General features: G+C 50.4%; 20 protein-coding genes and 2 tRNA genes. 7 read left to right on the forward strand and 15 right to left on the reverse strand.

What is annotated here, in order from left to right; genetic code table 11:
• Positions 1-13 precede the first annotated feature (13 nt).
• Positions 14-823 carry a phosphonoacetaldehyde hydrolase gene (gene phnX, locus BMI79_RS00100; RefSeq protein ID WP_076939814.1) on the forward strand — a complete coding sequence of 270 codons (810 nt, stop codon included), beginning with the start codon at positions 14-16 and terminating at the stop codon, positions 821-823.
• A 383-nt stretch (positions 824-1,206) separates the two neighbouring features.
• Here the strand turns inward: phnX and BMI79_RS00105 are convergent.
• The 3 genes from BMI79_RS00105 to BMI79_RS00115 form a co-directional block, all read right to left on the reverse strand.
• A tRNA-Leu gene (locus BMI79_RS00105) sits at positions 1,207-1,292 on the reverse strand.
• A gap of 10 nt (positions 1,293-1,302) precedes the next feature.
• Positions 1,303-1,376: transfer RNA gene (locus tag BMI79_RS00110), tRNA-Cys, on the reverse strand.
• A 310-nt stretch (positions 1,377-1,686) separates the two neighbouring features.
• A complete protein-coding gene (locus tag BMI79_RS00115; protein ID WP_076939815.1) occupies positions 1,687-3,147 on the reverse strand; it encodes a TrkH family potassium uptake protein in 1,461 nt (486 codons plus the stop codon).
• 609 nt (positions 3,148-3,756) lie between these two features.
• On the opposite strand from BMI79_RS00115, the gene BMI79_RS00120 reads away from it, so the two are divergent.
• The 3 genes from BMI79_RS00120 to BMI79_RS24365 all read left to right on the forward strand — a co-directional run bounded on the left by BMI79_RS00120 (position 3,757) and on the right by BMI79_RS24365 (position 4,885).
• A complete protein-coding gene (locus BMI79_RS00120; protein WP_076939816.1) occupies positions 3,757-4,056 on the forward strand; it encodes a sigma-S stabilization anti-adapter protein IraP in 300 nt (99 codons plus the stop codon).
• 124 nt (positions 4,057-4,180) lie between these two features.
• Positions 4,181-4,684, forward strand: coding sequence for a YlaC family protein (locus BMI79_RS00125; RefSeq protein WP_076940366.1), 504 nt, complete (start codon positions 4,181-4,183; stop codon positions 4,682-4,684).
• A 69-nt stretch (positions 4,685-4,753) separates the two neighbouring features.
• Positions 4,754-4,885, forward strand: a complete 132-nt coding sequence (locus BMI79_RS24365; RefSeq protein ID WP_277755854.1) for a hypothetical protein — start codon at positions 4,754-4,756, stop codon at positions 4,883-4,885.
• Between the two features lie 565 nt (positions 4,886-5,450).
• Here BMI79_RS24365 and BMI79_RS00130 read toward each other — a convergent pair.
• Positions 5,451-7,172 (reverse strand): potassium/proton antiporter, encoded by a 1,722-nt coding sequence (locus BMI79_RS00130; protein WP_076939817.1) that lies wholly within the window; start codon positions 7,170-7,172, stop codon positions 5,451-5,453.
• A 593-nt stretch (positions 7,173-7,765) separates the two neighbouring features.
• Here BMI79_RS00130 and BMI79_RS00135 point away from each other — a divergent pair.
• Complete coding sequence (locus BMI79_RS00135; protein ID WP_076939818.1) at positions 7,766-8,164, forward strand: VOC family protein; 399 nt, start codon at positions 7,766-7,768, stop codon at positions 8,162-8,164.
• Positions 8,165-8,354: 190 nt separating this feature from the next.
• On the opposite strand, the gene BMI79_RS00140 is transcribed toward BMI79_RS00135, so the two are convergent.
• The 5 genes from BMI79_RS00140 to BMI79_RS00160 form a co-directional block, all read right to left on the reverse strand.
• A complete protein-coding gene (locus BMI79_RS00140) occupies positions 8,355-9,890 on the reverse strand; it encodes a peptide MFS transporter (protein WP_076939819.1) in 1,536 nt (511 codons plus the stop codon).
• 463 nt (positions 9,891-10,353) lie between these two features.
• On the reverse strand, positions 10,354-11,592 hold the full coding sequence (mdtG, locus tag BMI79_RS00145) for a multidrug efflux MFS transporter MdtG (protein ID WP_076939820.1): 1,239 nt from the start codon (positions 11,590-11,592) through the stop codon (positions 10,354-10,356).
• Positions 11,593-11,791: 199 nt separating this feature from the next.
• On the reverse strand, positions 11,792-12,076 hold the full coding sequence (locus tag BMI79_RS00150; RefSeq protein ID WP_076939821.1) for a YciI family protein: 285 nt from the start codon (positions 12,074-12,076) through the stop codon (positions 11,792-11,794).
• A gap of 67 nt (positions 12,077-12,143) precedes the next feature.
• Complete coding sequence (locus BMI79_RS00155) at positions 12,144-13,064, reverse strand: Kdo(2)-lipid IV(A) acyltransferase (protein ID WP_076939822.1); 921 nt, start codon at positions 13,062-13,064, stop codon at positions 12,144-12,146.
• A gap of 293 nt (positions 13,065-13,357) precedes the next feature.
• Positions 13,358-14,455, reverse strand: a complete 1,098-nt coding sequence (locus BMI79_RS00160) for an NADH:flavin oxidoreductase/NADH oxidase (RefSeq protein ID WP_076939823.1) — start codon at positions 14,453-14,455, stop codon at positions 13,358-13,360.
• 204 nt (positions 14,456-14,659) lie between these two features.
• Between BMI79_RS00160 and trhO the strand changes: the two genes are divergently transcribed.
• Complete coding sequence (trhO, locus tag BMI79_RS00165) at positions 14,660-15,712, forward strand: oxygen-dependent tRNA uridine(34) hydroxylase TrhO (protein ID WP_076939824.1); 1,053 nt, start codon at positions 14,660-14,662, stop codon at positions 15,710-15,712.
• 57 nt (positions 15,713-15,769) lie between these two features.
• Here the strand turns inward: trhO and BMI79_RS00170 are convergent, their stop codons facing one another.
• On the reverse strand, positions 15,770-16,348 hold the full coding sequence (locus tag BMI79_RS00170; protein ID WP_076939825.1) for a YceI family protein: 579 nt from the start codon (positions 16,346-16,348) through the stop codon (positions 15,770-15,772).
• A 24-nt stretch (positions 16,349-16,372) separates the two neighbouring features.
• Positions 16,373-16,927 (reverse strand): cytochrome b, encoded by a 555-nt coding sequence (locus tag BMI79_RS00175; protein ID WP_076939826.1) that lies wholly within the window; start codon positions 16,925-16,927, stop codon positions 16,373-16,375.
• Positions 16,928-17,357: 430 nt separating this feature from the next.
• Here BMI79_RS00175 and BMI79_RS00180 point away from each other — a divergent pair, with 430 nt between their 5' ends.
• Positions 17,358-18,416 (forward strand): AI-2E family transporter, encoded by a 1,059-nt coding sequence (locus BMI79_RS00180; RefSeq protein ID WP_076939827.1) that lies wholly within the window; start codon positions 17,358-17,360, stop codon positions 18,414-18,416.
• A 137-nt stretch (positions 18,417-18,553) separates the two neighbouring features.
• Here BMI79_RS00180 and solA read toward each other — a convergent pair whose 3' ends face one another.
• From solA to pyrC, 4 genes are all read right to left on the reverse strand, one after another.
• Positions 18,554-19,666: an N-methyl-L-tryptophan oxidase gene (gene solA / locus BMI79_RS00185; protein WP_076939828.1), complete on the reverse strand. Its 1,113-nt coding sequence runs from the start codon at positions 19,664-19,666 to the stop codon at positions 18,554-18,556.
• Between the two features lie 141 nt (positions 19,667-19,807).
• On the reverse strand, positions 19,808-20,062 hold the full coding sequence (bssS, locus tag BMI79_RS00190) for a biofilm formation regulator BssS (protein WP_024913228.1): 255 nt from the start codon (positions 20,060-20,062) through the stop codon (positions 19,808-19,810).
• A 357-nt stretch (positions 20,063-20,419) separates the two neighbouring features.
• Positions 20,420-20,659, reverse strand: coding sequence for a DNA damage-inducible protein I (gene dinI, locus BMI79_RS00195; protein WP_076939829.1), 240 nt, complete (start codon positions 20,657-20,659; stop codon positions 20,420-20,422).
• A 75-nt stretch (positions 20,660-20,734) separates the two neighbouring features.
• Positions 20,735-21,784, reverse strand: coding sequence for a dihydroorotase (gene pyrC, locus BMI79_RS00200; RefSeq protein WP_076939830.1), 1,050 nt, complete (start codon positions 21,782-21,784; stop codon positions 20,735-20,737).
• Positions 21,785-21,925: the final 141 nt, after the last annotated feature.

Below are 21,925 nucleotides of genomic sequence, written 5' to 3' on the forward strand. Positions count from 1 at the left end.
CAGGAGTATTCCTATGTCTAGTGTACAAGCGCTGATCCTTGATTGGGCAGGCACCGTGGTCGATTTCGGTTCGTTTGCGCCCACGTCCATCTTTGTAGAAGCCTTCGCACGAGCCTATGATTTCCCGGTTAGCCTGGATGAAGCTCGTCAGCCGATGGGGTTGGGAAAAAGGGAGCATATTGTCGCGTTGGGGCGTTTGCCATCGGTGGATAGCCGTTGGCAAGCACGTTTTGGTCACTCAATGAGTAAAGAAGAGGTCGATCACATCTATCGCACCTTCATGCCTTTGCAAATTGAGGCTGTCACCCGCTTTGCCACCCCTATTGAGGGCGTTTTGCCTGTGTTGACAATGCTCCGCCAGCAGGGAATGCGCGTAGGCTCTTGCTCTGGTTATCCCCATCAGGTGATGGAGGCACTAGTGCCTGCTGCTGCAAAACTGGGTTATCAACCCGATCACTGGGTAGCGACCGACGACCTGAAAGCCGGTGGGCGCCCGGGACCCTGGATGGCGCTCGCCAACGTCATTGAGTTGGGCATTGATGGAGTACATCGCTGTATCAAGGTGGATGATGCGGTACCGGGTATTACCGAAGGGCTTAACGCAGGCATGTGGACTGTAGGGTTGGCAGTTTCCGGCAACGAGTTTGGTGCCACCAGGGATGAGTATCAGGCGATGAGTGAAGCGGAAATTGCTGCTCGGCGAGCGCCAGCCCAGAAGAAACTGCATCAGGCAGGAGCACATTATGTGATTGATACACTAGCCGATATTCTGCCAGTGATCGCTGATATCAATCAGCGTTTAAATAAAGGCGAGAGGCCTTAAACCTCTTGAGCTATTCAGGTTGCAGGAAAGCGGCGGTTATGAGGTGAGTCATAGAGCCTGCCTGCAACTTCAAGCCGTAAGTTCAATAAAACTCCATTTTCAGCGGCAGCATGGCGGCGCCTATTGCTGAGGCGTCTCCGCGAACACGCGTATACCGATCGGTGCGCCCATCGATGTACAGATGCGTGCGCTACGGGCGGAGCGGCATCAGCGGATCGGTTACGAGCGGGAGTTATTGGCGGCTAATGAGGCGTGTAGATAATGCATAATTATGCATGCCATGGATTTTATCTTCTGAACATCTTCTGAACATCTTCTGAAGTGTGATTTAAGGCACAAAAAAACCGCCCTGAAGGCGGTCTGAATATCTTTACAAATCAATGTGGTACCCGGGGCGGGACTTGAACCCGCACAGCCATAAGCCGAGGGATTTTAAATCCCTTGTGTCTACCGATTTCACCACCCGGGCTCGGGAAAATTGGAGGCGCGTTCCGGAGTCGAACCGGACTAGACGGATTTGCAATCCGCTACATAACCGCTTTGTTAACGCGCCTTAATTCTGTTTGCCTTTTCAGGCCAAGACTCGTGATACACCAGCCTTATCAAACTTTACTAGGATAAGCATTCATAATTATGACTTATCTCTATGAAAACACTAAACTTTCTTAACGATGTGTGCTTTCGATGTGCAGGATTATGGACTAATTAAAAAAGGTTGGCAACAAAAAATTGCGTAATCCAACTGGCGCTCTGCTCGTTTGCTCAAAACTTACCTTATCTGAGTATAATCTAATCAATTCAGTATCTTGGCGGCTATTTTACCGAACTATTTCTGGTTAGCCGCCAAGAGTGAAAACGCATTATCAGGAGCGCCAGAAGGTGCGTGAACACAGGATGAGGATAGGATAGATCTCCAATCGGCCGAACAACATTGTGGCGCACATCAGCCACTTAGCCGGTGAACTTAAGGTTCCAAAGCCTGCTGCGGTTTCGCCAAAACCTAAGCCCATATTATTAATACAGGCGGCGACAGTGCCGAAAGAGGTCATGAGATCGTAACCCATCAGGTTCAGCGCCCAGATGAAGAAACAACTGAAAAAGATATAGAGAAAGAAGAAACTCCAGACGGAGCGCAATACCCGATCCTGAATAGGAGCACTCCCCACCTTGATGGTATACACCGCATTAGGGTGCAGCATCTGGTGCAGTTCACGTCGACTTTGTTTGTACATGATCAGGAAACGTAATGCCTTGATCCCGCCGCAGGTTGAGCCGACACAGCCGCCAAAGAAACTGGAGGCGAGCAGGATTATCACCGTATGGGAGGGGAGGTTGGCGTAATCTGCGGTTGCTAAACCGTTGTCTGTCATCATGGAACTGGTGAGCAGGAATCCATGAACAAAAGCATCTTTAGCATCGTACATCTTTGAGCTGAAGAGTTGAATGCATACCAAGGCCATAACAATGGAAAGTGCCAACAGGAAGAAACGTAATTCTGGGTTTTTATATAAAGGTTTCAGGCTGCGGTGCTGAGCGGCGACAAAATAAAGCGTAAAGTTGACCGCTGCGAGTATGGAGAAAATCCCTCCCACCATTTCGACGGCGGCGCTGTCATAAAAGCCCAAACTCTCATTGCGGGTGGAAAATCCTCCTAACGAAACCGTCGAAAGGCCATGACACAGAGCATCGAACCACGGCATGCCCGCCAAACGGAACGCAAGAATACAAAGCAATCCCAGTAGCATATAGGTTGACCACAGGCTTTTAGCCGTATCGGCCAATCGTGGTGTCAGACGTTCTTCTTTAAATGGTCCGGGCATTTCAGATTGATACAGTTTGGTGCCGCCGATGCCCAGTAGCGGTAATATTGCAACAGCCAGCACGATGACACCCAAACCACCAATAAAATTAAGCTGGGCACGGTAATAAAGAATAGACTTTGGGACACCGCTGATATCATTCAGTACCGAGGCTCCCGTGGTGGTGATACCGGAGACACCTTCAAAGACAGCATCTGTCAGGCTGATATTCAGGGTATCGTCTATCCATAGTGGCAGGGCGCTGATGAGAGAAAAGAATATCCAAAATAGTACGATGATTAAAAAACCATCTTGAGTACGCAGTTGTACTTTCTTTTGACGCGAACTTTGCCAACAGATCCCCCCCAGCAAGCTAGCGATAATCAGGGTGTAGAAAAACGAAAACAGGCTCTTTTCTTTGTAAATAAGAGCTATTATCATCGGCGGCAGCATAGAGAGGCTATAAAGCAGAACCAGGAAACTGCAAAGATTGATAACGACTAACGTTTGTTTTTTATTGACCATGTTGTTAAGCAGACTACGCTAGCGGCAAGCGGGCACCTTGGGTGAATTGTCATAGTAAAGAATAAAGCAAGTGGCATAAAAGCGTAAGATTTTAATATCAAATTTGTCTTTTACCTTAGCGGCACTATGATTCAGGCTGAGCGTTAAATCAGGAGAATGCAATAGAAGAGATTGAGCTTTTTAGGCGAGAACATCTCTGTCACCAATGCACGATTTATGGTTGGCTACAAAACTTATGCCATGAACGGGGTCACCTCGGTTAGAAAAGGTGAAAGGATAAGGCCTAAAATAATACCGATACTCTTTGTTCTGGCAGGGATCCTCCTTTTCTACGCCCATCATCACGTTTAGAACCCTTGCCTCTGCATTGCTGATTGCTTATAAGGCGATCAAGCCTGAATGCAGCGTTGTGCTTAATAGCGCGTCGGGCGAGAGTCAGAATGAAAAGTATATCAATACGGTTATTGATGCGTTAAATCAATCCATTGGCCATCGCGGCGAGTCATAAATCAGCGAGACCAAGGCCCGCGATTTCCCCTCCGGTTGCAGCGCGCTATCCTTTGCTAAACTGTAAACAGGTAGATGTGCTGCTCGGCAACAGGGGGTTATATGTCTGAGTCCGAACTTCTTCAGGCGTTGTTGCAACGTATTGCCGCTCTGGAGGCCAGAGAACAATCACTGACCGCGGCTTCAAATGCCTATCAAGCCATTATCACGACCATTTTGGGTAATTTGGATAAAACTACGCGCGACAAAATTATCACGATGATCGAGCAGGCGCATGAAATCGCCTACGTGCGTGCTGCACAGCGTTGTGATGAAGCGAAGAAACGTAAAATCAAACAGGCTGATGACGTTGCTCAACGCATGTTTATGGTTGCCCAGGGGAAAGCCTCACAATCGCGCTGAACCCGAGATATAACAGTTTACGGTGGATAATATCGTAACTGATCTACCTCGCCAGACTGCCTCTGTGTTAGCGTGAACAGATGTGGGTGGAAGTAATGATGTGCTGATGCATAAGGTCATTGCGATGGATGTGATCAAAAATATCTTGATGAAAGAAATCGAGCAAATTAACCAGCAAGAGGGGCGTGATGGCAAGCCTCGCTTCAACGGTGAATTTGCACGTAACCACCGTTATTTGTGCCTGGCGATGTTTGTTGGCTATTTGGCCGTGGTTGCGGTGATGTATCCAGTGCCTTACATGGGGCTGCTGGCTTTCTTCGGTTTTACGGCTTTTGTACTGTTTATGTTTGCCATGCTGTTGCTTGAGATTAAACCGGTTTACCGCTTTGAAGATATCGGCGTGTTGGATTTACGCGTTTGCTATAACGGTGAATGGTATTTTACCCGTGCGTTATCACCACAGGCAGTGCAAGCGTTGCTTGATGAACCCTCTGTTAGCATGGCGCTAAAAGTGCGGGTACAGGAAATTATCGCTCACAAGGGTGAGATCGATTTTTACGATGTTTACGATCTGGCCTATTCAAAGAAGCTGGATAGCCCAGTGGCAACGCTAGCTGCGCTAAACTGAAGGGTTTGCGCCCGTGTGGATGTCGATTATAATCGCTCCCTGAACTAAGTGGGTTTTGAGGGTGTTGCGATGAGTGATGATATTTTCGATTTTGATATTGATGCCGAATTAGCGAAAGCTGAAGAAAAAGCGGCGCAAAAAGCCAAAGAAGTCCCGGAAGTCCTTGAAGATGAGGCGGACTGCGAGGGTTGCAAAATCTGATCGTGATTCCAATCAAAAGACCGCTGCGGCGGTTTTTTTTTGCCTATCAAAAGGTAAAAAAAAGCCCGTGCTTTAGACGGGCATAACACTTGAGTATGAGGGCAATTTATTGTTTTTATCAATCCTGTTAAGCATACGCTGAATGGGCATCTGATGATGTAGGCACATTGTAACAAAATTGTTATTTTAATCTCTTGCCGTTGTTCACGGGCTAGTCCAGCATGAATCCCCAGATTAACAACCCCACAACGATGACGGTGCACAATGCCGAAACCGTGAGCAAAATCTTTCCCAGAATGTCTTTTTCTTGTTGTTGTGCCACGTTACCTTACCCAATCAATGTGTTATGAACCCAATCGGCGATATTCAGAGCCAGCACAGCCACGCGATGACATGTATTATTATTGAGCATAACGCCAGGCTAAAGCCCGATACTGCGCAACCCACACCGATATTGCGACAGGCAGAATACCTGGTCTTTGATAATGACTATCGTTAAGAGTTTTCCGGGAAGGATAAGTTCCCGGAATGTTGTGACTAGCGTGGTTGCGGCGGGTACTTGAGGTCAATCGGTAACGATCTTTACACCTATCTTAATGATTTTATTGGCTTCCATCTCGGCGATAGTCCAGGTCAGGCCATCCCACTCAACCTGATCGCCTAACACAGCCTCACCGCCGATCAACTCGGTAACAAACTGACCGAGCGTCTGTTGACTGTCGATACCTTCCTGCAGGTTGAGGCCATAGAGCTGAGAGATATCACTCAGGCGTGCATCAGATTGCAGAATGAAATCGCCGAAAAAGCGTTCATCGGGCGTAATGGGCGGTGCAGTGCTGAACAGTTTGCCGAGCATGGGAAGATCGTGCTCGTGGCCGATAACGCACAGAATATCATCTTCAAGCAAACGGGTACTGCCGCTGGGGTGCAATAGCTCTTTGCCGCGGAACAGGGCAGCAATATGGGTACCTGGCGGCATTTTGAGTTCGCGCAGCGCGGCCCCAACGCACCAGTTTTCTGATGTCAGTTGATAGACGAACTGCTCCCACTGGTTTTCAGGATGAATATCCAACCCCACGCGGGAAATCGGCGTCGGTGCCGGTGGCACGACCACTTTGGCTTTTCTGGCTGCGAAAGAAAGGGTTGTGCCTTGCAGCAGCAGAGAAACCAACACCACAAAGAAAGCGACATTAAAAAACAGATTCGCATTCGGCAATCCTGCCATCATGGGGAATACGGCCAGGATCACCGGCACTGCGCCGCGTAACCCGACCCAGGAGATAAATACGCGCTCGCGCAAAGTAAAGTTGCGGAAGGGCAGCAGCCCGACAAATACCGAAAGTGGCCGTGCAAACAGGATCATCCACAGTGAAAGCAGCAGGGCAGGGATCGCAATCGGTAACAGGTCATGCGGATTAAGTAATAACCCCAGAACCAGGAACATACCGATCTGGCTGAGCCAAGCCAGCCCGTCAAAGGTTTGCACAATGCCGTGCCGGTTGCGGATTGGGCGGTTGCCCAGCAGCAGCCCGCACAGGTAAACCGCCAGAATGCCACTGCCGTCCAACGCCGTGGTCAGTGCGAAGATCAGAATACCTCCGCTGACGGCCAGCAGAGGATACAGCCCTTCAGCCAGCTTGATATGGTTGATCAGTGTCAGCAATAACCAACCGCCTCCCAGGCCAAGAATAATCCCCATACCAAACTGCTGCAGCAGGTGGGCAAGGAACATCCAGCTCAGGGAGGTTTCCCCTGCGGCAATCATGGCGATTAACGTGACGGTTAAAAACATGGCCATGGGATCGTTGCTACCGGACTCAATTTCCAACGTGGCGCTGACGCGCTCGTTCAGCCCTTTCCCCCCCAGCAAAGAAAATACGGCTGCTGCATCGGTGGAGCCAATAATTGCGCCGATCAGCAAGCCCTGAATCAGATCGAGCTTAAACAACCAGGCAGCCGCCATGCCGGTTAATCCGGCGGTGATCACAACGCCAACGGTGGCCAATGATAATGCGGGCCATAATGCAACGCGGAATGAACTGACGCGGGTACGCATACCCCCATCAAGCAGGATCACGGCGAGAGCCAGGTTACTGACCAGATAGGCGGCTGGGTAGTTGTCAAAAGCGATCCCGCCAGGGCCATCCACGCCGGCCAGCATGCCGATTGCCAGAAATATCACCAGAATTGGAATGCCTAATCGTGAGGAGAAAGAACTGAGGAAAATGCTTGCCCCCACCAACACGGCACCGATGATGAACAAGCTGTTGATCGTGCTGGCATCCAAAATAGCGATCTCCTATAGGCAGAATGAAAGGAAGGGGGCATCAGAGCATAAGCTTTGCGTAATAATAGCCTGTTTTTCTGGTAAAACGCTAAGGCTGATTGCCAAAAGAATTAAGCTATTATTGCTATTTCGGATGAGGTTTGTAGAAAAGTGAGGTAAAAGAGCGCTATTTCTACCTTTTATCGCTATTAATCAGCTAATTGATTGATGGTTATTATAATAAACCCAGCAGCCAAAACGCGCCTGATACTGGAAAATCCTTAAATCTCCATCGAAGTTTAAAGGTTTTTCAATGGGTTCTAATGATCGAGGGATTGCAACGCTCGTTTGACCAACACTGTTGCCTTATTCTCAACCAACCGGATAAAAAATCTGTTAAGAGCTGCGCCAACCCTAGTCATTTCTTTGTGCGAACAAGTAAAGCATCACGTTGTTGAACCATCAAACTGTCAGTTCGCTTAGCGCTGCTCGTCAGAAGCGCAGCACTACTATCAACGCAATGATGCCAGATTGCTGCAAGCGAAAACGCATTAACTGAACCTCCGTTTAAGGCTGAGAGATATATGCTGCTTCTCACATCGACAGGAGGAAAAATGGATCTGGTGAATGCCGTATTACGTATTGCCCGCCCAACGGATAGGTTGCAGGAAATTGCGCAAATGTACTGCCGCGGGCTGAGTTTTGCGCGGTTGGGTGAGTTTGAGGATCATCAGGGGTTTGATGGCATCATTCTTGGCCATCCGCAGCATGCCTATCATCTGGAATTTACCCATCATCGTGGGGTGCTGGTTGGGCATGCCCCTACGCAAGACAACCTGCTGGTGTTCTATCTGCCTGATTTGGCGCAGTGGCAAGAGCGGTGTAAACAGATGTTGGCTGCAGGATTTCAGCGCGTGCCGGCTTATAACCCTTATTGGGACATCAATGGGCAAACTTTTGCGGACTTGGATGGTTATCGTGTGGTGCTGCAGCAGCGTGCATGGCCGATGTAAAAAAGCCAGCGATAGACGCTGGCTTGAGGTTGATGACAAAGTAGTTTTTGAACCCGAGATACTCGGGCCTAGCGCACCGAGGGGCGCTCCGGCGGCTTACGCCGCTACGACCCCTTCGGCACGCTCTCCCTAATAACGGGCAGTCTGAAGCCAGCGATAGGCGCTGGCTTGAAAGAGTCACTGAACACGATTAAGCGTTTGCTTTACCCTGTGTATTCTCCAGCATGCGGCGAATCGGTACGATAAGCAGAATCAGCACCGCAGCGCAGATCACCAGCGCGATCGAGCAGCGAGCGAACAGGGTTGGCAGCAGTTCCAGCTTGTCTGCTTTCACATGGCCACCGATCAGGCCAGCCGCCAGGTTACCCAAGGCGCTGGCGCAGAACCACAGGCCCATCATCTGGCCGCGCATTCTGTCCGGTGCCAGCAGCGTCATCGTTGCCAGGCCAATCGGGCTCAGGCACAGTTCACCCAGCGTCAGCATCAGAATACTGCCCACCAGCCAAAGTGGTGATACACCCGCTCCGTTATTGCTCAGCACTTGCTCAGACGCCAACATCATCAACCCAAAGCCTGCGGCAGCAAACAGAATGCCAATAACAAACTTGGCGATGCTGCTCAGACGCACTTTATTGCGCACCAGAGCAGGCCACATCCAGCTAAAGATCGGCGCCAGCAGGATGATGAACAGGGCGTTGATCGATTGGAACCACACCGCCGGGATCTCGAAATCACCCAACATACGGTTGGTGTAATCGTTGGCGAACAGGTTGAATGAAGTAGGTTTCTGCTCGAAGGCAGACCAGAAGAAGGCGGCAGATACCAGCAGGATAAAACACACCAGCAGGCGCGCGCGCTCTTTGCGGTTCAGGCCAGCAAAAAAGAACAGGTAGATAAAGTACAGCGTAACGGCAGCGGCGATCACATAAACCAGCATGCTGGCTACGGCGACCGGGTTGATTTCGATGATCCCTTGAGAAATCAGACCCACGATCGCTGCAACACCCACGGCAAGCGCCAGCAACCAGGCTCCAACACCATTTTTTTTGCTGACTGGGCTATTCCAGGTGGAGTCCAGGCCAACTTCGCTGTCATAGCGTTTCATTGAGGGCACGACAAAAATGCGGAAGATCAGCAGTGCTACCAGCATCCCGATCCCACCGATACCAAAGCCCCAGTGCCAGCCGTGCGAGCGTACCAGCCAACCGGAAACCAACGGAGCGAGGAATGAACCCATGTTGATGCCCATATAGAACAACGAGAATCCGCCGTCACGGCGCGCATCGCCTTGCTTATACAGGGTACCAACCATCACCGAAATACAGGTTTTGAACAGGCCTGAACCGAGAACGATAAACATCAGGCCGATAAAGAACAGATCGTTCCCCATGATCGCCGACAGGGCGATGGACAGGTGGCCGAGTGCGATCAGAATCGAACCATACCAAACCGCTTTTTGCTGCCCCAGCCAGTTATCGGCCAACCACCCTCCGGGCAGTGCGGCCAAATACATGCTGCCAGCAAAGATACCCACGATCGCCGAAGCATTTTCGCGTGCTAACCCCATGCCGCCATCGTAAACGGTAGCGGCCATAAACAGGATCAGTAACGGGCGGATGCCATAAAACGAGAAACGCTCCCACATCTCGGTGAAAAACAGCGAGCCGAGCGGATAAGGATGGCCGAAGAAGGTTCGGTTTTCTTTTGGTGTAACAGAGGATTGCATAAAATCTTCCCAATAAAATGCGCCACCATCAAGCGGCTGTACTGTGGTTGGTATGTGCGTTTAACAAGGCGCACGCACTTTGTGCGAGTGGCCTGACAAAACCCCAGCGTAACGAGAGTCAACCTTGCTGGCCCTTTGCTTCACTTGACCAGAATTTTAGCCCCGGTGTGATATTATTTAACCATCTGATTAATGGGCGATGATTTTGTCTGACACTTATATCCCATTTTTTAGACGAAAAGTCGACAAACATCTACTTTGCTAGTTTTTGTTTTGTCTAAAAGTAAATTTGCAGCAATTGATGATTTATTGATCTGATCTGCCTATAACCTTTTTATAAACAATATATTAATGTTTATATTATAGGAATTAACTTATCTCAAAAAAAGACGTTTTCTAGCAGTAAAAGTGTGGGAAATAAGGCTTAACTAAGAATAGGTAGTATGAGAGGCGATAAAAACGGTTATTGCTCTTCCTGTGGTTTGTTTTCGGGGATCTTGGTCGGCCGCCGTTGCAGACACCACCAAGAGTAGAAAACATTAAATAACACCACCAGAGCGGTGACGCAGAAGACGGCACGGAATCCATAGCTTGCCGATACTGCCGCACCTAGCAACGGGCCGCTGACGTTGCCGACGTCGCGGAATGACTGATTGTAGCTGAATATCCGCCCGGCAACCTGATTGGTACAGTTATAAATCAGCAATGACTGTACAGCTGGCAACAGTGCACCGTCCGCAGCGCCAAGCAGGAAGCGCAGTATGCCAAGCTGCCAGGGTTCCTGAACAAAAGCCATCGGGATCAACAGGAGCACTGAAACAATCAGCATAAACACCAGAATGCGTTCAGGGCCGATTCTATCCCCCAGCTTGCCCAATTTGGGCGCACTGATCAGCGCCGCAACCCCAGGCACCGAGGCGATCAGGCCACTAATAAACGCCAGATTGTGAGTGTCGCCAGCCAAGTCGCGCACGTACAGCGTCAAAATCGGGGCAATCGAACCGGTGGCAATCTGGATGATCATTGAGGTCACAAACAGGCTAAGGATCAGTTTAGGGTTTTTCAGTGCAGCAAATACCTGACGCGCGTGCAGCATGTCTTTTTTCTTTACCGGCGTGAATTGCTCTTTCACACAGAATAATGTCAGCAGGAAGCAGATAAACAGCACGGTTGCGGTGATGAAGAATACCGGGCGTAAGCCGTATTGATCGGCCAGCAAGCCGCCGATCAATGGGCCGATCAAGGCACCGCTGACGCCGCCGGTGGAGAGGGTACCCAAGGCCCAACCGCTACGGTTGCGCGGAACCTGAGTGGCAATCAAGGCGTTGGCATTGGGAATGAAACCGCCCAATAACCCCAGCAGCGCACGCAGCAGCAGAAATTGCCAAATATTCTGCGCCATCCCCATCAGAACCATCACGATCGCCATACCCAAGGCCGAGCGCAGCAGCATCAATCTACGCCCGTGCCGATCGGCGAGGCCACCCCAGAAGGGGGAAGCAACGGCTGAAAACAGGAAGGTGATGCTGAAAACCAGGCCGGACCACATATTCAGTTCTTGATGGCCGCTAACGCCAAGGGCTTCAACGTACAACGGCAGGAATGGCATGACCAGACTGAACGCAGAGCCTGTCAAAAAGCACCCAATCCAGGTGATAAACAGGTTTCGTCGCCAGTTAACGGGTTCTGATGCCAAAGCCATAGGGTTCCGTGCTGAAAGTGAAAAGCCTTTTAATTACATAAAGTAAGTGCGAAAAGCTGTAATGGATAGCCCGAGAAGTATGCGCTTAATAACAAGGGTTATCAATTAACCCGAGGGGTAATTACGTGAAAATGAAATAAAGTTTTAAAAAATAACGAAAGGAGAGCCCCGCACACAGCGCCTGCGGGAATCCCAGGGTTTATATGCCAGCCAGTGCTTCAAATCCGGCAGAGGTCAGGGTGAGAGCCACATCGGTAACTTCGTAATGGGCGATGGCGTTAAACGGGTCTTGCGCCAGGATGGCATCCAGGCGTGCCCGCTCGATCCCCTTCACCAGGATCACCCCACCGGTACGTGGGTTCTTACGGCCGGAAGCGATAAAGGTACCGTCCTGATAGTGCTGTTGTAACCAGGCGACGTGCCCTTCAAGGTGATTGTCGACTTCTTCGATGGGACGATGATAGGTTAGGCTGACGACGTACATAATGGCTCCCTTTGCCAATAATAAAATCCTAGCCTCACAGGGTTAGGTCTGTTGTTCAAGCTTACGTTCAATAAAGCGAAGCTTCACCCTCCGGGCGGGTTTTGAAGCGGCGATGCAGCCACATGTATTGATCCGGTGCCATCAGGATCTCCTTTTCTATCACTTTGTTCATAAATGCCGCGGCTTCCAGCTCGTTATCCAGTGGGAAGTTTTCTACTATCGGCTGTATGATCAATTCATATCCTTTACCTTGCGGCAGACGGCGAGGAGTGAAAGGAATAATGGCCGGTTTGCTCATCCGCACCAGCATGTAGCTGCCGGTGGTGGTCGCGGCTTTTTCGACCGCAAACAGCGGCACAAACACGCTGCTGCGCGGGCCGTAATCGTGATCCGGCGCGTACCAGATGATCTCACCCTGTTTCAGGGCGCGGATCATCCCTTTGACGTCTTTGCGATCCAGCATCGATTTGTTGGAGCGCATACGGCCCCGGGTTTGCAGCCAATCCATCAGAGGGTTGTCATGTGGGCGGTAAACCCCGATGCCCGGATTATGGATGCCAAAAATCCGTGCTCCCAGCTCCAGCGTCAGAAAATGCAGCCCGATCAGCAATACCCCTTGTTGGTTGCGGCGTGCCTGCTCAAGATGCTGCAAGCCGCTAATCTTAAACCAGCGTTCAATGCGCCAGTCTGGCCAGAACCAGGCCATACCGGTTTCGAACAGCCCCATTCCCACCGACTCAAAGTTCTTTACGATCAACGCATCACGCTCCGCCTTTGGCATTTCTGGAAAGCACAGCTCGATGTTACGCTGCGCAATCGCGACCCGGCGTTTCAGAAAACGCATGGAGAAGCGCCCCAGCCCGGTCCCGAGAGAGTAAATAACTGGGTAAGGGAGCAGAACCAGCAGATACAGTAAACCGATGCCGAACCAGGTGAGCCAGTAGCGGGGATGCAGTAAAGATCGATTAAAAGAAGGAACTTGAGTCATGTGTTCTCAGCTTAGAAGCAGTCATTTAACAGTAGTAACAGAGAAATTATCGGGGCAGCGATCCGAAGATTTTGCCTCATGTGATGATTTTCCTGCCGTTTATTACCCTCTATTGTGACATTTTTCTATTGCAACAGGAAAACCCACAGCATTAAAACATCATTTTTTGCCTTGAACCGGGTAAGAATGATGGTTTTTTTAGCAAAACCAGTACTAAAAGACGCCAGGCGTCATAAACGGCTTCTGGCGAATGCTAGAAAAGGGCGGGCGCAATGGCCCGCTCCAGACAGCCTTTAATCATGCTTGAACAGGTCCTTTAGCCCGTGCGGCTCCGAACGCCAATATTGTGGTGGTGCCTGTACTTTAGCACCCAACTTGGCCGCCGCATGCCATGGCCAGCGCGGGTTATAAAGAATACCGCGTGCCAAGGCCACCATGTCGGCCTGGCCAGTGGCGACGATCGCTTCTGCCTGTTCAGGTTCGGTAATCAGCCCCACGGCGATAGTTGGCATGCCCACTTTCCGTTTAATGGTTTCTGCAAAAGGCACCTGGTAATTCGGGCCCAACGGGATCTGCTGTTGCGGTGATAAACCACCGCTGGAAATATGTATATAGTCGCAGCCCAAGGCTTTCAAGGCCGTTGCCAGTTCAACCGATTGCTGCTCATCCCAGCCACCGGCAACCCAGTCGCTGGCGGAAATTCGCACGCCTACAGCTTTTTGCACCGGGAAGGCCGCCCGCACGGCGTTAAAAACTTCCAACAGGAGTCGCATGCGGTTGGGTAACGAACCGCCATAGTGGTCGTCGCGCTGATTGGAAAGCGGTGAGAGGAATTGATGCAGCAGATAACCATGTGCGCCGTGCAGTTCAATCAGCTCGAACCCGAGACGATCGGCACGTTGTGCGGCGGCAACAAACTGTGCTTTTAATTGCTCAATTTGCGCCAGGCTCATCGCCTGCGGGGCTTGCTCGTGCGGGTTAAAAGGCAAGCTTGAAGCCGAAAGGGTTTGCCAACCCCCTTCCTCGTAGGAAAGCTGGCCCCCGCCTTCCCAGGGAATAGCGCAAGAGGCCTTACGGCCCGCATGCCCCAACTGGATGCCAAGCGGCATGGTGGCGTGTTTTTTAACGGCCTGCACCACCTCTGCCAACGCCTGCTCTGTGGCATCATCCCAGAGCCCTAAATCTCCCGGCGAAATACGGCCTTCTGGTGATACGGCGGTAGCCTCAACGATCAGCAAGCCCGCTCCTGATAGCGACAGGTGGCCAAGGTGCATGGTATGCCATGCTGTAGCTTTACCGTTATCGGCAGAATACTGGCACATGGGGGCGATAATGATGCGATTGGGTAACGGCAGTTGCCCTAGCATGATTGGCGTAAAAAGCTGGCTCATAAGGTCTGGTCCATCAAAAACAGAGAGTAGGGTAATGATTAGGCTTATCGGGATTGACGAGTAACGTCAAGTTCTGTGTGAGCAGCGTACCTTTCGGGTTAATGCTGTGCTGCTGCCTACTTTCGGGTATGATGTGCGCCGCGCGCGGGCCTGCGGCCTGAACGCACTCAATCAGTCACCTCCCGAAAAACAGGAAAGTACACCATGCCAGTGTTACATAACCGAATTTCTAATGAGGAACTGAAGGCGCGTATGTTGGCCGAAACCGAGCCACGCACCACAGTTTCTTTTTATAAATATTTTACTCTTGATGACCCTAAGGCGTTTCGCGACAGCCTGTATATCCAGTTCGATAAGCTGAAGGTCTTTGGCCGTATTTACGTGGCGAAAGAGGGCATCAATGCGCAGATCAGCGTGCCACAGAGCCACTTTGACGCTTTCAAGGCCACCCTATTTGCATCCCATCCCGCACTGGACCAGGTACGGCTTAACATTGCCTTGGAAGACGACGGTAAATCCTTCTGGGTGCTGCGTCTGAAAGTCCGCGATCGCATTGTGGCTGACGGTATTGACGATGCCACCTTCGATCCGTCGCAGGTGGGGGAGTATTTGCAGGCTGAACGCGTCAACCAGATGATCGACGATCCGAATACCGTCTTTGTGGACATGCGTAACCATTATGAGTATGAGGTCGGGCACTTTGAGCGCGCGATCGAAGTGCCTTCTGATACTTTCCGTGAGCAGTTGCCGATGGCGGTAGCAATGTTGCAGGAGCAGAAAGACAAGAACATTGTCATGTACTGCACCGGCGGCATCCGCTGTGAAAAGGCCAGCGCTTACATGCTGCATAACGGCTTCAAAAATGTCTATCACGTGGAAGGCGGTATTATCGAGTATGCCCGTAAGGCAAAAGAGCAGGGTTTACCGCTGAAATTTATCGGCAAAAACTTTGTGTTTGATGAACGCATGGGGGAACGTATCTCAGAAGATGTGATAGCCCATTGTCACCAATGTGGCGAGCCCTGCGATACTCACACTAACTGCCTGAATGATGGCTGCCATCTGCTGTTTATTCAGTGCCCAAGCTGTGCGGCGAAGTTTGAAGGTTGCTGCAGCGAGAGTTGCCGCGAAGAGCTGAAGTTGCCGCGTGAAGAGCAACGTGCTCGCCGCGCCGGGCGTGAGAATGGTGTCAAAATATTCAATAAATCCAAAGGGTTGTTGCAGACTACGATGCAGATTCCTGAGCCTAAGAAATAGGGCCCGGTAAACTGGGCCCCGCTTATGGCAAGGGCGCGAACTCCGCGCCTTTGCCGCTTACTTCTCGCGCACACCTTCCACAGCGATAATCAGCTCAACGTCTTGCGAAGCTGGGCCGAGATCGGTCGTAATGCCAAAATCTTTCAGCTTGATTTTACCGTTGGCTTCGAAACCCGCACGGTAGCCACCCCATGGATCGTTACCTTGGCCAGTCAGTTTGGCATCGAGAGTAACTGGCTTGGTGACACCGTTCAGGGTCAGGTTGCCGACGATGGCGTAACCTTCGCCATCTTTCTTCACTTCAGTGGATTCGAAGGTAGCCTGTTTGTGTTTCTCTACGTTCAGGAATTCGGCGCTGCGCAGGTGCTTGTCACGCTCTGCATGGTTGGTGTCCACGCTGGCGGTGTTGATAGTGACGTTTACCTTATCTTTGGACGGATCTTTTTCGTCGAAGGTGAAAGCCCCATCAAAATCCTTGAAAGAACCATATAGCCAACTGTAACCCAAGTGCTGAATGCGAAACTCAATAAAGGCATGCTGCCCTTGTTTGTCGATCTTGAAGTTGGCGGCCAACGCCGAGCCAGCACTCAGCAGTAGTGCGCCAGCAGTGAGGCCTAATACGGTCTTTTTCAACATAGCAATCTCCATAATTCCAAGAGGTTAATCGGCGCTGCGACCCAGCATCCGTTTCAAAGTAACATCACCATCAATAAAGTGATGTTTAAGCGCAGCCAGGGCATGTAGTGCAGAAAGCACGACAACGACCCAAGCCAAGTAAAGATGAATAGCTCCAGCAGTATCAGCCTGTTGGGGGAGTCTGGTCAGGGTTGCTGGCACATCAAACCAGCCAAAAACGCTGATCGCTTGGCCATCGGCGGTGGAAATCAGATAACCACTGATCAGGATGGCAAACAGCACGGTATAGAGTGCGATATGAGCAAGTACCGCGCTTATGCGGGTGAAACGGCTATAGCTGGCCAGTGGCTTGGGGGGCGGAGAAATAAAGCGCCAAACAACCCGCACTAGCATGACGATAAACAGCAGAACACCGACGGCTTTGTGGATCTCAGGCGCTGGGTGATACCAGGCATCGTAATAACCCAGCGTAACCATCCACAACCCGAGAGCAAACATCCCGTATACCGTTAGTGCAACTAGCCAGTGGATCAGAACAGAAACATGACCAAAGCGGTCCGCAGTATTTTTCCAGAGCATTAGGTTTCCTTACATAACTCATTTTCTGGCAGCAATAATTAAACGTTAAAAAAAATAAAATCAATAATAAATTTAACTATGTTACTTCTTTATAATATTCATCAGTAGATTTGCGTGACTTAGCGATAACTTAGTCAAACGAATCGTTGAACTGTATATTTTTTTAGCAAAAATAAAATGCACTTTACTGGTTGAATTTATACGATTTTATTTATTATTGTCAGGTTTTGTCATGTAAGGTAAATATTAATTAATAAGGGGGCTAATTAATGCGCTGGCAGCAATGATGATTATTTATTGTGCGAGGAAAAAAGTGATAATCTTATTTTTCATCGGTTTCAAATGATGATTTACCTGCGCCAGCACGGGAGAATTTGCTAACATAGTACTTATCCATGGCTTGCGCGCCTGTTTCACGTAAGGAAATCCGATGGGCAGTTTTGAATTTAATGACCGCAAGCTTCGCTTGCTCATGATGCTGGCGATGTTGGTGGTTATTCTGGCCGGAATCAAGGCTGCTTCAGAGATTGTGGTACCTTTTCTGCTGGCGGTATTCCTCGCTATTGTGCTCAATCCGTTAGTGGTATTACTGGAGCGTTGCCGGGTGCCTAGGGGCCTGAGCGTGATGTTGCTGGTTATTACCGTCATTGTTCTGTTAATGATGTTCGTTGGTATGTTGGGCTCTTCGTTAAATGAGTTTGCCCGCACTTTGCCACAGTACCGCGGTGTGATGCTTGAGAAATTACGCGAGTTGCAATACTACGCCGAGCGTTTCAATATCGATATTACGTTTTCTGCCGAAGAGGTCGTTAAGTTTGTCGATCCGGGAGCCACCATGAATCTGGTCACTCGGTTGTTGAGCCATCTCTCCGGTGCTATGACCAGCATTTTTCTGCTACTGATGACGGTGGTATTTATGCTGTTTGAAGTACAGATATTGCCTTACAAACTGCGGCGGGCGTTGGACAAGCCTAATGAAGGCATGGCCGCCATCCACCGCGCGCTGAAAGGTGTGACACACTATCTGGTGATCAAAACGGTTATCAGCCTGGGCACCGGGCTGATTGTCTGGGGCTTCCTGACTTGGGTGGGGGTTCGTTTTGCCTTCATTTGGGGAATGATGGCGTTTTTGTTCAATTTCATCCCTAACATTGGCTCGGTTATCGCGGCGATCCCGCCATTGATTCAGGCCCTGCTGTTCAACGGTTTTGGTGATGCAATGGTGGTGGCGAGTGGATATGTTCTGATTAACCTGGTGATCGGCAATATGCTGGAGCCGCGGATTATGGGCCGTGGGCTGGGTCTTTCTACGCTGGTTGTTTTCCTCTCCTTGATATTCTGGGGATGGCTGATGGGGCCTGTGGGGATGCTGCTCTCGGTTCCCTTGACCATTATTGCCCGCATCACGCTGGAAACGATGGACGGCGGGTATAAATGGGCGGTGATCCTGGGGGACGGACGGGGCACCGAGGAGGTCACCCGCGAGTAAGTACATATTGCCCTGCGTTTTTTGTGATGTGCCCCTTGTGTACGTATACGGTATGAACGCTGATTTATAAGGCCATCTCCCTGGATTTTCGTCCTGCAGCCGACATGAATAATAAGCAAACTGCAGGAGGAAGGGGATCAGAAGCGTTGCAAGCTAAAAGGGGTGATATCCCATGGTATGGTTTTGTTTTGGGCGAACAGGGCGGCAATTTCACCCAAGACGCTGGCAAACTTAAAACCATGGCCGCTTAAACCGGTGATCACCATCAGGTGTTGGCAGCCAGGAAGGGTATCAATGATGAAGTCTTCATCCGGGCTCATGTCATAGCTGCAGGTTTCACCCTGTAAACAGACGCCGATCCCAGGCAGAAACTGGCGTAAAAAACCGAACACTTCTGCGCCATCTTCAGCGTTGCTGCCAAAAGGCCTGCCCTGTTCAGGGGTTTCAATCGGCTGACCACCATCGTGTTTACCCACTTTCAAGCCGTCTTTATCCGCTGGAAAACCGTAATAGCGGCCGCCATCCAAGGCTTCGACGGTAAAGGCGGGGAACTGATTATTTTCGCTGTAACGGCCATCGGCCTGATACCAGGAGAAAACTTTGCGCAGCGGGGTGAGTGGCAACTGAGGTAACAGGCTCTTCACCCAGGTGCCTGCGGTGATAACGGCCTTACGCCCCTGAAAGCGTCCTTCAGCCGTAGTCACCGCAACGCCTCCTTCAATAGGTTCTACCTCGCTGACGTGGCAGTTGAACAGTTGTGCGCAGCCTGCTTCTTTGGCCAATCTGATGTAGCTGGCGATAGCCAGTTCAGAAAGCAAAACCCCGGCATCTGGCTCGAATAGGCCGATATAGCCCTCGGGGGCATTAAATTCGGGCCAACGCTGTTTTATTTGCTCTGCATCTAGTAATTGCGTATTGAGGTTGTGGCTTTTTGCACTGTGTTGCGCAGTAGCGATAAATTCGCAGCCCGGTGGGCCCATATTGAGTACACAACAGGGGTGGAACAGCTTCTCACCGCTTTGTTGCTCCAGCCCGTTCCACAACGCTTGGGCGCGCAGGATAAGTGGCACGTATTGTTCACCTTCACCGTAAGCATGGCGGATGATGCGCGTAGTGCCATGATGACTGCCGTTGCGATGCGGCGGTATAGCCTGGTCAATCATGAGCACTTTCAACCCGTTGCTGGTGGCATAATAGCCTGCCGCTGCACCCACCGAACCGCTCCCCACGATGATTAAGTCATATTCCACGCGCTTTACCCTCATTGTTATGTGTCTTATGGCATTATGATAAGAGTTTGCTGGCAGTAATGCACTTGCTGCACGAAAGCGATAACCAAAGAAAAAGGCGCCAGAATATTGCTGGCGCCTTAGAGGATGTTAATACCTAAATCAGTGTTTTCTTCGGTCAAGATCGTGGTAGTCCGTTGATTCTATTTTTGCGATACCCGCCTCTAAGATATTGATCAATTGGCGGGCGACATCTGTGGTTAGCCAAAGCGTTCGATCGACTTGAGCTTCTTCGGCTGTTTGGTCTAGAGAAGACAGGTAATGAAGACGAATCATCATGGCATTATAAACATCGACGGTACTGATATCCCAGCCAACAAGCGGATGTGTCTGAATAACTTCATCATTTCTGTCCATAAAGACCCCTTATCAAGTAGTGACTGGCGTGAGTTACTAACGAGGATCAATGCGGCCCATTAATTATGAGGAGCTTTTACAGTATACGCGTCCTGGCTCCTCTGTGTGGGTTTTCCTGCAAATTATAAAAAATAATTATTTGTTTGAACAATTATCAGGCAATAATGTAAATGAACGATAAAATATTCTGTGCTGCTTTTATTTAAGACCGTGAGACGTCGCTTGATGAGGCGTATGGTTCTACCGTTCAGTGGTCAGATGAGCAAAGTATTTCTGGGTTTCAGCACCCCCGAAAGTACAACATGGCAGAAACAAAAAAGCCGGAGAGCGACCTCCGGCAATAACAGCATTACAATATTATTCTGCACTGAACCAATCGTCGGCACTTTCCCAGGTTTCCTGGAGTATTTCCTCGATCAGATCTTTATCCGTTTTAGCGCCACCCAATACCGACAGCCCATTGGCCCCGGCATAACGTACCTGCACGGTGGTATCTGGAAACTGGCGGTTTACCCGCTTGCTAAATTCGCCGGTCAGGGCTTCGATTGCCCCTGGTGGCAGTGGTTTGGTTTTATCGATAGTGACTTCAATACGCATAATTGCCCCCGAAGCTGTTTACTGTTTATTTATACAGTTAATCGCAGGCGGAGGCAAGTACTGGCGTAAAAAAGATTAGCAGGCCGTTACAGACCAGTTAATGCTTTCACCGGCCAGGAACGGCACGAGTGACTCATTGCCCAGCGCGATCTCTTCCGGCTGCGTCACCGCGACACGCTGCAATTCGATAAAATCTTCGTTAACCGGCAAACCATAGAATCGTGGGCCATTGAGTGAGCAGAAGGCTTCGAGATGCTCCAGCGCGCCCAATTGCTCGAACACGGTAGCATAAGCGGGCATGGCGCTCGGTGCGTTGAATACTCCGGCACAACCGCAACTGGATTCTTTGCGATGCTTGGCATGAGGCGCTGAGTCAGTGCCCAGGAAGAAGCGTTCGGAACCGCTGGCCACCGCTTTGCGCAGAGCCTCTTGGTGTATGTTACGTTTCAGTATCGGCAAGCAGAACAGATGCGGACGGATGCCGCCAACCAGCATATGGTTGCGGTTGAACATCAGGTGCTGCGGAGTAATCGTTGCTCCCAGGAAATGGTTGCCTTCTTGCACATATTGGGCCGCTTCTTGAGTGGTGATATGTTCGAAAACAATTTTTAGCTCAGGGAAATGACGGCGGATAGGCTCCATGACCTGATCGATAAAACGCGCCTCACGGTCGAAAATATCAATAGCTGAATCCGTCACTTCACCGTGGATCAACAGCGGCATGCCTATTTTTTGCATCTGCTCAAGCAGCGGATAAATTCCTTTGATATCGCTGACGCCGTGGCTGGAGTTGGTCGTTGCATTGGCTGGATACAGTTTGGCGGCGGTAAATACCCCCTGTTCAAAGCCATTAACCAACTCTGTGGCTGCCAGTGAGTCGGTCAAATAGCAGGTCATCAGTGGCGTAAATTTATGATCCGCAGGAATTGCCGCCAGAATACGCTCGCGATAATGGATAGCGGCGGCGATGGTGGTGATTGGCGGAGCCAGGTTTGGCATCACAATCGCCCGGCCAAATACCTGACTGGTATAAGGCAGAACCGTTTTCAGCATGTCATCGTCACGCAAATGGATGTGCCAATCGTCAGGGCGGCGGATTTTCAGGGCTTGAGGTTGTGCGGTCATGTTGCAAAGCTCCGGCGGTCAGAAAAATATCGTAATAAAAGCGAATAATTGAGGGTTATTCACGCCGGGGTGTAAGGATAAGCGGAAAGCGTTCTGGATGCATCTGTTTGTTAATGGTGAGTTGAAATCAGTTGTGAAGGC

The organism is Serratia oryzae (assembly GCF_001976145.1).
Classification (GTDB): Bacteria; Pseudomonadota; Gammaproteobacteria; order Enterobacterales; family Enterobacteriaceae; genus Chania; species Chania oryzae.